General features: G+C 66.0%; 9 protein-coding genes and 2 pseudogenes. 2 read left to right on the top strand and 9 right to left on the bottom strand.

The genetic code is table 11. The features are described 5' to 3' along the window. Positions 1-96: 96 nt before the first annotated feature. The 4 genes and pseudogenes from FVE89_RS01925 to FVE89_RS01915 all read right to left on the bottom strand — a co-directional run. A pseudogene (locus FVE89_RS01925) lies at positions 97-234 on the bottom strand (IS5/IS1182 family transposase); the annotation flags it as partial. Continuing rightward, positions 230-511 carry a hypothetical protein gene (locus FVE89_RS30410; protein WP_043074888.1) on the bottom strand — a complete coding sequence of 94 codons (282 nt, stop codon included), beginning with the start codon at positions 509-511 and terminating at the stop codon, positions 230-232. The pseudogene FVE89_RS01925 and the gene FVE89_RS30410, both read right to left, overlap by 5 nt. 328 nt (positions 512-839) lie before the next feature. Beyond that, a pseudogene (locus tag FVE89_RS01920) lies at positions 840-1,079 on the bottom strand (transposase); the annotation flags it as partial. A gap of 610 nt (positions 1,080-1,689) precedes the next feature. Continuing rightward, on the bottom strand, positions 1,690-2,781 hold the full coding sequence (locus FVE89_RS01915) for a mechanosensitive ion channel family protein (RefSeq protein ID WP_236962057.1): 1,092 nt from the start codon (positions 2,779-2,781) through the stop codon (positions 1,690-1,692). A gap of 1,367 nt (positions 2,782-4,148) precedes the next feature. Between FVE89_RS01915 and FVE89_RS01910 the strand changes: the two genes are divergently transcribed. Then, on the top strand, positions 4,149-4,877 hold the full coding sequence (locus FVE89_RS01910) for a hypothetical protein (protein WP_043074887.1): 729 nt from the start codon (positions 4,149-4,151) through the stop codon (positions 4,875-4,877). A 186-nt stretch (positions 4,878-5,063) separates the two neighbouring features. Here the strand turns inward: FVE89_RS01910 and FVE89_RS01905 are convergent, their stop codons facing one another. From FVE89_RS01905 to FVE89_RS01885, 5 genes are all read right to left on the bottom strand, one after another. Continuing rightward, entirely contained in the window at positions 5,064-5,885 is an 822-nt protein-coding gene (locus FVE89_RS01905) for a hypothetical protein (protein ID WP_071000299.1), read from the bottom strand. Positions 5,886-7,277: 1,392 nt separating this feature from the next. Beyond that, the gene (locus FVE89_RS01900) at positions 7,278-10,247 is read right to left on the bottom strand and encodes a hypothetical protein (RefSeq protein WP_133250924.1); all 2,970 of its coding nucleotides are present in this window, start codon (positions 10,245-10,247) and stop codon (positions 7,278-7,280) included. Further along, complete coding sequence (locus tag FVE89_RS01895; protein WP_024828370.1) at positions 10,186-10,596, bottom strand: hypothetical protein; 411 nt, start codon at positions 10,594-10,596, stop codon at positions 10,186-10,188. The genes FVE89_RS01900 and FVE89_RS01895 overlap by 62 nt, the downstream gene beginning before the upstream one ends. A gap of 734 nt (positions 10,597-11,330) precedes the next feature. Next, entirely contained in the window at positions 11,331-11,726 is a 396-nt protein-coding gene (locus tag FVE89_RS01890; protein WP_024828371.1) for a hypothetical protein, read from the bottom strand. Positions 11,727-12,512: 786 nt separating this feature from the next. Continuing rightward, positions 12,513-13,097: a PepSY domain-containing protein gene (locus FVE89_RS01885; RefSeq protein WP_052517014.1), complete on the bottom strand. Its 585-nt coding sequence runs from the start codon at positions 13,095-13,097 to the stop codon at positions 12,513-12,515. A gap of 182 nt (positions 13,098-13,279) precedes the next feature. Between FVE89_RS01885 and FVE89_RS01880 the strand changes: the two genes are divergently transcribed. Continuing rightward, complete coding sequence (locus tag FVE89_RS01880; protein ID WP_124262942.1) at positions 13,280-13,849, top strand: hypothetical protein; 570 nt, start codon at positions 13,280-13,282, stop codon at positions 13,847-13,849. Positions 13,850-14,146 lie beyond the last annotated feature (297 nt).

The following is a 14,146-nucleotide window of genomic DNA, read 5'->3' as shown; positions in this document are numbered from 1 at the left end:
ATCAGAATAAATTGCCCCGGCGCGTCAGACCCCGCGGCAAGGCGCACGAAGTTGTACCGCGGCGGCCATCCGGCTCCTTAGAGTCCGTCCGAGAAGTCAGGCTGATCGGGCGAGGCGCCTGACGAGGATCATGACGGCTGCGGCGTAGAGGAAGGCTCGTGCGGAGGCGAGTGTCGCTTCCGGATCCTTCCAGAGGCGTCGATTGCGGCTGATCCAGGCGAAGAACCTCTCAACGGTCCGCTGTACAACGTTGCCCTCTGCGAGCGTCGGCCTGATCCGGCCCGCTCGGGGGTGGTGGCACGCGGAAGACGATCTCGATGTGGCCATCATCGATCTCGATGCGCCGAACCATGAGACGAAGAACATCGCGCTTGGCCGTCCAGTCCAGAACGTTGAGGCTCTCGCGCACGCGAGCGGAGAAGAGCTCCAACTGGCCAACAATCAAGGTCAGTTCGCGCTCGGCTTCGCTCGCAGCCCGGATCTCCTCGCGCTGCTCCTCCAGTTGCGCCACCCGACCCCCTCAGATCGGCGATGCGCGGCTCGAACTCGCTCCGTTCGATCACGCCCTCAGCATAACCGTCGATGAGCCGACCGATCCCGCGCCGGAGTGTGGCGATCCGGCGCTCCGCCTCGCCCAAGTCCGCGGCACTGCCCACCCTGGCGCTCACCGCAGCTAAGCGTTGCTGGTATTCGTGGGCCACCCGCGCGGGATCGTTCAAGATGGCCTCGACCTCGGTCCAGACAGCGCGCTTAAGGCGATCGCTGCGGACGGGCCGGTTGGTGCAGACCGGCTTCCCATCGAACCGATGGCCGTCGCTGCCGATGCAGCGATAGGCACCGTAGCCGAACGTGGTCGAGCGCGGCGGCAGATCCTTGGGGATCATCCGCCAAGAGATCCCACCTCTCAGAACGTAGAAGATGGCGTTCAGGACCTCCCGTGTCGTCCAGAGCGGAGGCCGACCACAGGGCGCCGGCCTCGGCATCAGTGGCGCGATCACCGCCCACTCGGCGTCGGTCAGTTCGGTTTCATAGCGAAGGCCCACGCGGCTATGCTGCCGCCGGGTGGTCGGGGTCCACATGGCGCTTCCAAGTCAGGCTTCAGCACCCCCCTGGAAGCATCGCCATCCCGGCCACTCAACCCCGCTTCAGACCCTTACCGGACGGGCTCTTAGGGGCGCGGTGCTATGATCGTGTCCAGCGCATGCCCGGCCAGCGATTGATCTCACGTTCCTTCAAGGCAAGGTAGACCGGATGCATGATCCAAGATAGCCATAAGTGCTCCGTTCCGACAGCTTCAATCACTCTTCAAATCCAGACAGCGACGGAAGCGGCTGGCGCGCATGCGATCCCATGCATCTAACACCGGATCGAGAGGTTTCATGGCCGGGGACGATCAAGTTAAACCGGCTGATGCACAACTCAAGGTCAATATGGCGTCGGGATCGTGGTCGTTCCTCAAAGCGCAGGCTGGCCGGTCCGTTGGCTACATAAGCCAAGCATGGGAATCGGCGGTGCTCCCATCCGAACTTCCGTCGTGTCACGGGTGGTCGTGTAGCTCGCGGGGGTGGGGGGCATCGGCGAATGCCGGGTAAGGTTCGGCTGCGAGCACCTGCCTCAAACCTAGAGCCCCCGATGATTGACGAGATGATGAGCGTTCGCGGCGTGTTGGTGAAGTGCGCCGACGCCGAACTACTGTGCCGGGGCGCAGCCTGCTGACTGTGTTGGACGGTCACGATCGATTCGGAGCCATTCCGTCCTATACCGCGGCAGCGCGCTGGGCAGCTCGGCCTGCAGGAAGCCGACCATCTTCTCCCGGACTTCACATCGCAGATCCCAGGCCTGCGAAGCATTGCGAGCGCTCATCAGCATTCGAATTTCAATCACGTTCTCTCGCACGTCTGAGACCTGGAGATTCACGACCTTTCCGTCCCAGAGATTTGATTGCGCGGCGATCTCTGCAAGCTTTTTCCGCATGGCTGGGATTGGCGCGGTGTGGTCGACGTAGAGGAAAGCGCTTCCGATGAGCGACGAACCCTCGCGCGTCCAGTTCTGGAATGGCTTTTGAATAAAATATGTCAGTGGCACGACAAGCCGACGCCAATCCCAAAGCCTAACAACCACGTACGTCGAGTTGATTTCCTCGACCCAACCCCATTCGTTCTCAACGATGACCGCATCTTCGATCTTGATAGGCTGCGTTATCGCGATTTGGATTCCGGCAACGAGGTTCGAGAGTACCGGCTGCATCGCTAGACCGAGGATCAGGCCCGCGGCTCCCGCCGAGGCCAGAAGGCTTACGCCGTATTGCCGCACGGGCTCGAACGTCATCAGGCACACGGCGACCGTAATCAACGCCACGAGCGTCACGGCCGCGCGTTCGAGGAGGCGCACCTGGGTGAAGTGCTTGCGCGCGAGAAGGTTGTCTTCAGCGTCGAGTTTGAATCGCCGCAGGTAAATGACGGTAGCGATGTGGATCGCGATGCAGCAGCACCAACCGGCGAGCGCAACGAAACCAACGAGCAGAAGATGGTTCACCAAGACCCGGACCTCCCGGGACACCGGTGCGACGGCGGAAGCGGCACCAACAGCGACGATGATGAGGCAGAGACGGGTGGGACCTTGCGTCCGTCGAACGAGTGAGCGCCAGAACAGGCCTCGGTCTTGAGACGCTCGTGTCAGGAAGCGATACGCGAACTGATGAAGTGGCAGCACAACAACAAAACATCCGAGAACAAGAGCGACACTCTGCGCCCAGCCCGGCAACCAACGCAGCCATCGCATAGCGTCAGTAAGCACAATATCCGCATGCTGCATCGACTCTCCACATCTTGTAAAATGAAGCGTGACGCGCGAGCGACGGGGAAGACGCTTCCGCTCGAACTGTCACCCTCGTTGCCTACCGACCGCGAGTGCCGTCGGTGTCGTCGGCCCCAGGACGCTCGACACCAATACGATCAACCGGTGAATACACGTCTCGGCAAACAGGCGTGACATATTGGACCGCCTTATCGGAAGATATAATCCGGCAAGTGATCGTAGTCATCGCGGCGACGGAACATAATGCTGCAGGACGGCGCGGACTGGCCGATCCCACCTCGCCCACGAACTGGACCTGCCGCGAACGCCAGGTTCCGGAGGCGAGACAGACGGCGGTCGCCTCGAATGTAGCCGACCGTCTGTTCGTCCTAGTGAGGGCGCGGCCGGTGTTGCCGCCCTCCTGCGAACGGGACGGCCGGCAGGAACGTGTTGGAGCGAGGACCGCGATGGAGGCCAAATCTCGCAGACCCGTGACTACCCCCTCGGAATGCGCGATCGCCGCCGGGAGGCGAACCATGGTCGCCTGCCCGACCCCAGTCCGGACCACCGCCATGGCCGCCACGCTCGAATGCGAGGGCGGCGGTCGCACTCGATACTGTCGCGACGAACATGAATGCGGCCGTCAAGTACTCGACAGTTTGTTTCATCATCTAAAACTCCGTGTCGGCTGCGGATTGTCTGGAGACGTTCGAAAGTTCGGATAAACGGACGCGGTCTGGCTCTCGAAGACTACGATAGCTGGGTGGCCGAGCACGGCAGGGCTCGGTATTTCTGAGCCGTTTTGCCGAGGCGTCGATCCTCCTCGGCCGTCTCCAGGGGGTAATCCTTGGCATATTCGGCGTCGGTCGAAAGCGCGACGATCAAGATAGATCGCGGGTTTGTCTCCAGATCCTCGCGATCGTGACAAAGTGTGTCTGACCGAACAATTCCGCCGTTGGCCCGAATCTATCAGTTACCCTTAGGTTGTCGCATCCATCTACACTCACGCAATATGCCCCACGATGCTCCGATCCCTTCGGAGCATTTGCATAATCGCCAAGAATGACCCGAAGCACTCTCAGTTTTGCCGAGGCGTGCGCGCAAGAGCGCGTCGAGGTGCTCACCTCGGTGCAGCGCCGGCCGCAGGACCACGCGAGAGAAGTTGCGCCTGGTCGAGCCGACGTATCTCCCCGGCCAATCCGTCTGGCTCGGTGATCGCGCCCGACAATGACGCATCAGGCGTCCGCGGCGTCAGCAGCTAAACTCTGAAGCTGCATGGCGCTTGCGCCGCCCTGACGTTTGTCCCTTGCATGATCAACCGCGAACCTCGCTGCGACACACAGGAGGTTCCCATGCCCATCGCCACAGAAACATGCGTCGCGAATGTCGAGATACACGAAACTCCTTTCGGGACGCGCCACGTCGCGGCCGCGTTCGGCGACGAGGTGTGGGTGAGCGTCGTCCCCTTGGATTCGCTGCCCTACACATTGACGGATAGGCCTTACCTGCGGCCGCACTCCCAAACGGTCATGTTCACCGTACTTCGGTCCGAGGACGGCAGCCGCGATGTGGTGCTGCGCCACAATCCCAGGAGGCGGCCGCCGGCGATCGACGCCGCGTTCAACCATGCGCGGGGGCTCGCGACCGCCTACGCAAACGATCATGCCGGCTACATGGACGAGCTGCGCGTGACCCAGCGAGACGAACGGCTCGCCGAGCTTGCGAGGCTCGTCGCCAATACACCGACGAGGAACGAGAAGTGGCTCACCGATGAGCTCAAGAGGAAAGCCGAGGGCAAACTAACGATGCTGCCCGAGGCGTGGCAGGAACTGATTCGCGGGACGGTGCCAACGCATCAGGGGCTGCTGGCCGCCCCTGAGCCGCTCGGTCCGCTGCTGCGCCGAAATTCGCCTGAAAACGAAATCGAAAAGCTGGTCTTCCAGGTTTGCGGGCACTTGGTCGGGATTCAGCGCATCGAACACCAGGAGGAGCAGATCAGGGCTAAGTACCTCGCCGAGGCCGAATCGTTGCGAGATGAAGCGGACCGAGAGGCGGTTCCGTCGGGTCCATCCCTTCCTTGATCTCGGCGGCTGCGGCGACCTGCTCCGCGACAGCACGCCCGAAAGCGTCCGAAACGCCGCGAGCGCCGCGCATCGCGACATTCGCGGGGTGGCTGACGGCCCCACGGCTACCCTGGACCGACGCGGGCTCGGAGGCCCGGTCGGCCCGACGATCGTGAGTCGCACTATCTGGGGGGGGCGTCGAGCCTATGCCAGGGGTTCGAGCGGCGTGACCGCACGGCCGGTTGCGTGGTGATCGGACAGCCGCGATTGAGCCCCGGTCTCCCCTCCCGCCGACGACCTTGGCGCCGGGAGGCTTCCGGCACGGCCGATCGCCAAGGAGTCGCTGATCTCGCCGTTGTGAGCGGCGACCATGACAGCCAGGGCGTGGGACAGTGCCGCCTGACTTGTATCGTCGGGGTTCCAGTCGTCGTGGAAGTACTGGCGTTCGAGCCAAGTGGCGAGATCGTCGGCGAGCGCGTCGACCGCCCTCGCGCCGCATGCGTGGCCATCCCCCACCCCCGGCACGCTGCGCGAGGCTGCCCCGCCACCCGCCCGAAGGGCTGTCTCCCGCCCCAGACGAACTGTGCCGCCCGCCCATCCGCTTCCGACGTCGAGATGCGCCTTCACCGTACGCAGTGCAAAAGCACTCGTCACGTGGAACGTCGCCCCGTCGGGGCGGAATGCCAATCCCGCCAGGGCACGGTCTATCGCGGATCTCGACGCCGAGCGCTGACGTTCGACCTCGCGTCTCAGGAAGGCGCGCCTATCTCCGGCATCGCCGGAGCCCGCGGTCGGCGCCGCCTGCCTGCCCCCGCCCAGGATCACACTGGAGGAGGCGATGCGTGCGCTCCCACGCTCCGTGATCACCGCGAGGGCGACGTGCCCCCTCCAATCGGGATCCGACCACCACGCCATCGTTTCCGGCGAGTCGATGTCACCGAGCGTTCGCGCGAACAGGTCGAAATGCGGCAGGGTCCCAGGCCTGGGATCCATGACAACCCCGCCCCCGACCGACTCCATCTGCATGTTCGCCTCCCGGACATCCTTCCTTCGGCACGATGCGGCGGCCCGGCTTAACGGACGCCTGAGCGGGGTCGGGTAGTCGATCCATTGGTTGACGAAACGTCGATGTCTGGCGTGGCTCGCGGCGTGGCATCCGTGGCCGACCGGCCGATCCGGCTTGGACCCACGACGACGCCTGGACGGCGACGGATACCCCGGTCTCGACGGCGACAGCGGCGTGGGGCCCACACGCAGCGGCAGCGTTTCGCCGCCCCTCGGTCGTGCCGTCCGCCATGGTCCCGAACGACGGCGGGCCCGCGATCTCGTTCGGCCGGGCGTTCGAAGGCCGTCCGCACTTTCCGCCACGGCGTCGAGAACGGGGGATCGATCGTGCGCGAGCGCGCGCGCCGCCGAGTCCGTTACTCGATCTCTGGCGGGCTCGGCGAGCCGGTGCCCCCCCGGGAAGTTCCACGGCGGCGTTCGCGCAACGCCACAGCGCCTCGTTCGCCGCGGGATCGCGCTCGATTCTCCCGAGATGGTCCACCGCGCAGTACATCGGCTCATCGTCAGCGTCGGGATGGCAGAAGGGCGGACCGACCTCCATGTCGCCATGCGTGCGGACCAGATAGGCGCTCGTGGATTTCTGTCGCAGAAGCGTCGCCAACTCTCCGGAAAGCGCCTCGACGATCTCGAATGCGCCCCAATCGTTGATCTCGACGAGGTCGCAATAGCACGACCCCTCGCCATCCTCGTGACGTCCATTCGGCGACGGGGTGGAGATACGTAACGGCAGCGTCACGGCATCGCTCCTCGTGGATCGTCGGGCTCGAATTGGCGGCGACTTCGCTCGGCTGGAGGAGGGAGATCCCGCGGCCCGGCGAGCGCGAAGCGTCATGCCGCCCGCACCGGTCGCGCACCCCAAGTTCGCCTAGGGCGAAGCCGCGACCGTAATGGGGATCAGGGACACGGACCCCGTCGCCGCGGGCGGTGTGGCAGGATCACAACCGTGACGGGGCCACAGACAGCATCGGCGCTCGCGGCGTCGCGCGAGGGCGTAGCGACGAGAGGTCGGCTTCACCCGTTGATAAGGCGCCACGATGTCAGGACGATCCTCGGCAGAGGACGATGCGATCCGGATCATCCAGGCGGCCGCACGCCGCGTGAACGGACGCGTCATCAAAGCGCGGCGCGGCCAGGCGAGAGCCCGCTTTGGCCATGACCACTCCGGGCCCCCGCTCCCGGCTCCGGGGACAAGGTGGGTTGGAGTCGGACTTGGACCCGCGACCGGAGCGTCGAGCGCGTCGGCTTCCGCGCCGGGGCCGACGACGTGGGCCGGGCTCGTGCTCGGGACTTCGGTCCGCCCGGACCGAGACGACGGAACTCGCCGACACGCCCGGGACCGCCGGATGGCGCCGCCTACCCGAAGACGAGGTGCTTCCGGTACCCGCGCCTGAGGAACAGGGGGAGCCAGGGTTGCCCGGCATAGGCGCCGGGACACCACAGCGCGGTGATCGCGTGCGAGGGGGCGCTGGTGGGCGTGACCATGACGCTGCCGATGCCGCCGTAGCCGACCGCGTCGGCCGCGAGCGCCGCGTCCGCCGCGGCGTCGACCGGAGCGTCGCCGTGCCTGATGGCCCGCAACAGGCCACGACCCACCTCGGCGAGGAATTCCCGCAACGGTCCCGACAGGATCGGGCTCGCCGGGATCAGTCGGTCGAAGACGACGTCGAGGTCGGCGAAGCCCGCGGACCGCGCGGTCTCGACGACGCGGGTACGCCCGGACTCGGTGCCGTGCACGAACATCAGCCTGACCCTGCCGGACCGCAGCAGCTCCAGCGTCCGGTCGCCGGGGGCGCTCATGTCGATGTTGCGCTCGCCCTGGATCGCGGCGGGCCATCGCTCGCGCGGGACGCCGGCCCAGTGCAGGATCTGGGCGCTGGCCTGGCCGCCGCTGGCGAACTGGTCGTCGACGAAGGCGACGCAGTCGGCCGGACCACCCGCCAGGCGGACCTCAAGCTCGGCCAGATTTCGGACAAAGCCGTGGCCGGCGCCGAGATAGGTGTCCCGGCGCTCCTGCTCCAGTGCGATGCCGGTCACGTTGCCGCTGTTCGGCGAGAAGCGGGCGAAGACGATTCCACCCTCACCCCGGGCCCGCGACGCGGCGGTCATCCGATCGAAGGCTTGCCCGACCGCGCCGCGGGTGATGATCGTCCCTTCCGCCAGCAGGGACAGCATCTCCGGACGCAGGCCGACCGGGAACTGGCGGACGAAGGCAGCCACCGATCCCGGGCTGACCTGCCAGCCCCCCTCCCCCCGGAACGTGGCGTAGCGCGCCGCGACGGTGCCGCACCGCGGCAGCAACCCCCCGTCGAGCGGCACGATCCGCTCGGCGGCCCCGAAATAGCCGGCGCGGGCGGCCGTCGCCATGTCGTCGAGCAGCCTGCCGTGGTCGACGCCCGTGCGCGAGCAGACCTCTTCCAGGCGCAGAAGCAGGCGCGGTCGGACGGGGAAGCCCTCCCGGGCGGAGCCGTCGCCCGTTGCCGCCCCGTCGGGGATCGACGACGCCATGGTCCCCGCGTGCAGGTCGTAGAGCACCTTCGTGCACGCGACCGCGACGTAGGGGAGCCATTCGCGGTCCGCGTGGACGTGGTCGACGCCGCGCCCGAGATTGTCCGCGTTGGACAGCTCCTCGGACTTCGTCCACTGGCCGCTGTGGCCGATCGAGTTCTTCTCGCGGACGAGCACCTCGTTGATCGGCTTGAGCTCGAAGCGCGGCGACAGGCCGACGTAGGGCTCGGCCGCGTTGGGCGCCGGGGGTACGAAGCCCGGGTCGACGCTGCGTCGGACCGCGATGGCCTCGCGGCGGATCAGGTCCCGCAGCTCCGCCAGCCGCCGCGGCCTCTCGACCGGGTCGACCGGCACGAGCTGGTCGAACAGGCGCCAGCACGTGGCGCGTCGGTAGACCAGTTCGAGGTCGGCCAGCGCGCCCCGGGCGTCGTGCACGTCCCACTCGCCCGCGTCGAACACGTCGCGCAGGCTCACGAACGGCTCGCAGGCGTCCCGGTAGATCACGAACGCCCGCTTCGGCAGATCCCGGGTGACCAGCCGGGCGGCGATCTGGCGCGAGCCCCGCTCGCGCGACAGGCGCGCCAGCAACTCGTCGTCGCCGTACCCGAACCACGTGAAGATGTCCCTGGGGTCCGGACCGGCGGTCGCGGGCGCATCGCGGATCGCCCCGTGGACGGCCTCGGACAGGACCTGCTCGGCGTTGCGCGTGAGCTGGTGCAGGTAGACGCGCTGGTAAAGGACCGCCTTGGCGTTGGCGAGCTCGTCGTAGGTGTCGATCCCCGACGAGTTGACGATGAAGTGCACGCCGGCGGAGAACCGGCCGCCTCCGGTCTGGCCGATGCGCGACCGGCTCAGGGCGAGTGCCTGGTCCTGCGAGATCCGGACCAAGGCCGAGTTCAGGAACACGCGTGACACGTCGACGCCCACCGGGATGCCGCATTGGCGGGCGTCGCGGTTCAGGTAGTCGATCTTGTCGGCGTCGACGGCGGCCCCGGAGATGAGGTTGGCCAGGCCGGGGTACCGGGGGTCGTGCGGCACGCCGCCGATGAAGCAGCAGATCTCGCGCAGCCGGCCATCGACGTCGTCGGCGCCGAGCACGCGCCCGTAGAACGCCCGGAAGCGGGGCGACAGGCAGACGGCGATCGACAGGCACTCGGAGAGGCCCGACTCGAACCCCTCCTCCCTGAAGCAAGCGATGAAGTCCTCCAGCTCCATCCCGCCGACCAGGAGGCCCGCCCCGGCGGAGAAGGCCGTCTCCCCCGCGTGCGAGAACGCGAGGTGACCGACGTCATGGAGCAGTGCGGCGTGGGCGAGGCTCCGTGCGACAGCACCGTCCGCCGACGGGTCATAGAGCTGGTACTCATCGTTGCCGGCCCGCAGGATCGGCTCCCTGCGCGCGGCGTCGCTGATGGATGCGACCAGCCGCTTCAGGACGTGCGTGACGCCCAGCGTGTGCGAGAACCGGCTGTGCTCGGCCGAGGGATAGGTCAGGAACGTCAGGCCGAGCTGGGATATCCGCCGCAGCCGCTGGAGCAGCGGGGAGTCGATGATGGCGAGCTCGTGCGGCTCGAAGTCCATCATGCCCCAGACCGAATCCTTGACGTACTTGCGACGGCCGCCGTGCGGCGGCGCGGTCAGCCGCTCCACGTAACCTCCGTCGAAGCCGAGGGCGTCGAGGGCGCCGTGCAGGGCCGGCCAGAAACCGGTCGCCGCGTCTAGCCTCTCCTTGATCCGCCTGACGCCCATGCCCGTCACGTCATCCGGCAGCCAGGTATCGGTCGACGCTGTCCCGGGCGAGATCAGACGTGGCGTCGTCAAGGCCGGCGACGATCCGGTCGGCCATCTCGGCCGGCAACTTGATCACGATGTCCTGATAGTACGGGTTGGGATGGTCCGTCAGGTACACCTGCTTGGCGCGCAGCAGCGTCTCGAAACGATCGAACGAGCCGATCGGACTGGGCCTGAAGACGTTCCTGATGTTCACGATCGAGCGCCTCAGATCCTTGTCCGCGGCCCCGTCCACGCCGGCGAACCCATCGAGGAACAGGTAGACGCGGTATAGGCCGTCCCGGACGTCGGGATCGTTCAACCTGACCATGTTGCGCCCACGCTTTATCAGGTAGGCGGCGAACGCCTCGATGAAGCCGTCGAGCGTTATGCGTGCCATCTCAGCCGACCCCGAATCGATCCCGACATGCGTGCCTGCCACGGAACATATCAAGAACTCCTTAACCAGCCATCGTGCACCGCGCCGCGGTCCGCGTCGGGCTTGGCAGGGCCAAGCCACCGAACCGACGGGCCTTGGCGCCCGAACGTCCGTTCTCGACCGCTGGGCTAGGACTCCGGCCCCGCGACATAACCGCAACTCGCGTGACCGGCCAGCGAGGCGGGCGGCGGATCATCGCGGCGGAGCTGACCGAGGCCGATTCCGTCCGCCCAAGCATCGGCCCTCGCTGCGTCCTTGTCACGAGCGCTGCCCGGGCCCGGAAAACCTGTCGGGTCTCCTCGGGTCACAGCCGGTCGCGCTCGTCGACGAACCCTACCCGCCTTCCCAAAGCGGCCCGCACATCCGTGAACGGTTCGTAGACCCGATGCCACGCCTCGGCGGGGGGCGGCAGCCGGTCGACGCAGGCCACGCAGGGGCGACCTTTCGCTGTTAGGCCCGCGCGTCCGGCCCCTGTCGCCGCACCTGCCGATTGGGAGCGTCGAGCTGCCGGTCGGCTTGGAAGCGGCTCCCAACCAGAACCGAGTTGGCCCGTTGGTTCCTCTGCCAAGATCGGGAAGGCCGCAGGGTCCTGACCGGCGCCGACCGGGGCCTCACTTCGAATCGAGATTCCTTCGGTCTTCGAGGATGTTGGCTCTCCCGAGGGAGGGCGCCCTTCGGCTCCGACTCACATCTATCTAAGCTTTCAGGACGTCGATCGTCGCTTGCTCGATCCGCTCGAAGGCGGAGACCACGTCCAGGTTCTTTTGGTAGGCGCCGATGGCGTTGCGGAGATCCATGGTTTCCGCAACGCTGTTCACATTGGGCAACTTCACCAAGCCCGCGGCGTCCGCGGCAGGGTGGTCGGCCATCCGCCTGAGCGGAAAGGCCGACGTGTTGGCGGCGACGCGCAGCCTTGGGGACGGATCCTCGCCGACGGGTTCGAACAGGACATGCCTGCGTCGATAGGGGTCGCCTCCCGGCGTGGCCGCCGTCGATTCTGCGTTAGCGAGATTCTCCATAATGACTCGCAAGCGCGCTGCCTGCACCCGCATGCCCCCGATCGCCAGATCGCGCCCCGTGACCTCACCCATCGATGCATCAAACCCGCTTGTGCACTGAGGCCCCTCGCGGACAATTGATCGTCGGCATGGTTAACGATTGGTGAAAGCCACCCCTCCTCGATCCGGTGCAAGCGCGAGAGATAACGTTCCGACGCTGGCCCCGTTGCTTGTGCAAGCATCCGGCGGACTGCGCGCGACCGCATTGCCGCCCACAACGCAGGCAAACCAGGACGTCCGCAGCTGAGCCGCCACCGACGGTTGGCAACGATCGTCGACCTACCCGTGCGACGTCGTCGGACCTGTCTTCGAACTCGAACCGACGACCCGACAGATCAATCGACGCCGGGTCGTCGCGATCATCTCATAGATCCCCGGCCCCGGTTGGGATGGGCAGTCGAGATCCGCGTTGACCACGATCTCGCCACCGCGGTCTCGCGCCTGCAGGACTCAATCGGCGGAAAGATCGCGATCAGTGCAGGCATCAGCCCATTCGGGCGAGCGGCCGAGGCTCACGATCTCGACAAGACGCCTGCGACGCATGTCGTACTGTCGTCGTCCGCCGCGGCGACGGGGTGCGCACGATCACGATGCTGTCTCGGACACCTCTCGGGCTGGCCAGTCCCCCGTTCCCGATCACTTGGCGGCGGCTTCGTGTCTTTCAGAACAACGCAAACACCCGCGCTCGCTTCGCCCCTGAGACGTCCGGAACCAAGGGCGATCCCGAGGCGTAGCGGCGCATGCGAGGAACCGGTTCGATGGACGGCGGAGTCGATGCAGCCGGGGCGGACGTGGGGCTCCTCCGGGGCCGGGCCAGTCCTACCTGCTCGGTATGATCCTTCCGTCAGCCCCGACCTTGACCTCGTGCCCCTCGCCGTTAGTCACCACCGTGATTTTGTATTGCACGCCGTCATCCTCGCGTTCGATTTGAGCTTCCGCGACCTTGTCGCCAGTTTTCGCAGCGATGACGGCCGCTTGCCTTAAGCTCAAATCGACATCTCGCAGGTTAGACGGTTTCAATGAAGTGAAATAGCTTTCGATCGGATGATCGTCGCTTTTGGTCACCTGACCGGAATTAGCGTCGACACGATGATGGGTGAGCTTGCCATCGTCGCTGAGCAGCTTGACCTCGTAGCAAGGCTTGCCAATCCCGCCCTCGAACTCGGCCATGATAGCGCGGCCAGGCCCCTCGCCCTCGGCAATCTCCAGGGCTTCGACCAGAGAGACCTTGGCGGCCGGCAGCCCTTCGTAATCGCGCTCTCTGTGGCCGGTCGTGCCGTGGGCCAATTGCACGCCGCTCGAAGGGATAGCCGCCGGCGCCGCAATTCGGGCGATCGCGCCCGTCTGAGCCGTGGCGAGGCCAACCATGATTGGCAGCGCGATGGAAAGGGCAATTCGGGACATGGCGTCTTCCGTCGGTTCTCGAACAGTTACGAAGCAGTGCGGTCGCGGCGCAAGTGCAACAGGGCGGCCAGAGGCAGCAGCTCCGGCCGTTAGAGATTTCACGATGCCTGGTTCAGGCTTGCACCCGAGCCGATGATCGTCTTCCTCGCATCGATGTTTCCGCCCGACGGATGCCGCAGCGGATGGGATTGCTGCGCTTTTTACACTGCGTATCGATGCCGCCCCATACCCTGCCGCGCAATATCAAGACTCGCATGAGAGAGCGCGTCGAGACCTACCACATGGCGTTTGGCACGACCGTCGCGGACATCCTTCGCAAGACCCAGCTGTCGCTCGGTATCCTCAAGCGCGTGATCGGTTTGGACGACAGCCTTAGCGTCGGCCCGATCGACACACCCGCCCCGGGTATCCGACCCGCCTGGGGCCGGTCCATCCTGGGAGCGAAGTCCTTTCACCCAGGCGAACTCGATGGCGAACCGGATAGGCTGCCGTCGGGCACAGGTACACGGCGGCCACGGTACGGCGCGCGCGAGATCGGCCGCGTCCGGCGGCTCGATCCGGACGCGGCGCTCCATGCGGCCACACCTGGGGATCGCCAGGCACGCGCCCGCCGCGACCGATTCGGTCGAAGGAACTCATTTCGCTGGAACTCGAAGTCGTCGATCCGTGGCGAGCGACCATCGGTTCCGTCGGCTGGATCAAAAGAGAGAGCGTGGTGTTGCAGTCGGCATGCCGCCGACTGCAGCATCTAACCAGGCTATCGGCGCCGCCGGCGACCATCACAGTCCGATGGTGACAGCTTAGATCGACCGCGGCTGTCAACCAAGAAGGGGCGCCGCCGACTACGAGCGTATTCATCGGTCACCCATCCCCTTCGCCCACGGCCTCCGCAACGTTTCATAGAACACTATCTGCGCCGCCCATGAATTGGTCCCCATCGATTTGAAGCCTACGTGATCGAGGCTTCAGTTTGTATTCGCGCAGCTCGTGCATGATGGAAAGGTGAACGTGACTTCGTTCATGGGTCGTCAGCCGTATCCGCCGCGCTT

The organism is Methylobacterium sp. 2A (genome assembly GCF_009806555.1).
GTDB lineage: Bacteria > Pseudomonadota > Alphaproteobacteria > Rhizobiales > Beijerinckiaceae > Methylobacterium.
Note: the sequence above shows the minus strand (reverse complement) of the source record. Positions and strands in the feature narration are given on the sequence as shown.

What these genes read in the sequence shown, in the direction of transcription:
- FVE89_RS01895 (WP_024828370.1), bottom strand. Translation starts at nt 10,596, where the DNA reads ATGGCACGCATAACGCTCGACGGCTTCATCGAGGCGTTCGCCGCCTAC.
- FVE89_RS01910 (WP_043074887.1), top strand. Translation starts at nt 4,149, where the DNA reads ATGCCCATCGCCACAGAAACATGCGTCGCGAATGTCGAGATACACGAA.
- FVE89_RS01885 (WP_052517014.1), bottom strand. Translation starts at nt 13,097, where the DNA reads ATGTCCCGAATTGCCCTTTCCATCGCGCTGCCAATCATGGTTGGCCTC.
- FVE89_RS01905 (WP_071000299.1), bottom strand. Translation starts at nt 5,885, where the DNA reads ATGCAGATGGAGTCGGTCGGGGGCGGGGTTGTCATGGATCCCAGGCCT.
- FVE89_RS01890 (WP_024828371.1), bottom strand. Translation starts at nt 11,726, where the DNA reads ATGGGTGAGGTCACGGGGCGCGATCTGGCGATCGGGGGCATGCGGGTG.
- FVE89_RS01880 (WP_124262942.1), top strand. Translation starts at nt 13,280, where the DNA reads ATGGGATTGCTGCGCTTTTTACACTGCGTATCGATGCCGCCCCATACC.
- FVE89_RS01915 (WP_236962057.1), bottom strand. Translation starts at nt 2,781, where the DNA reads ATGCGATGGCTGCGTTGGTTGCCGGGCTGGGCGCAGAGTGTCGCTCTT.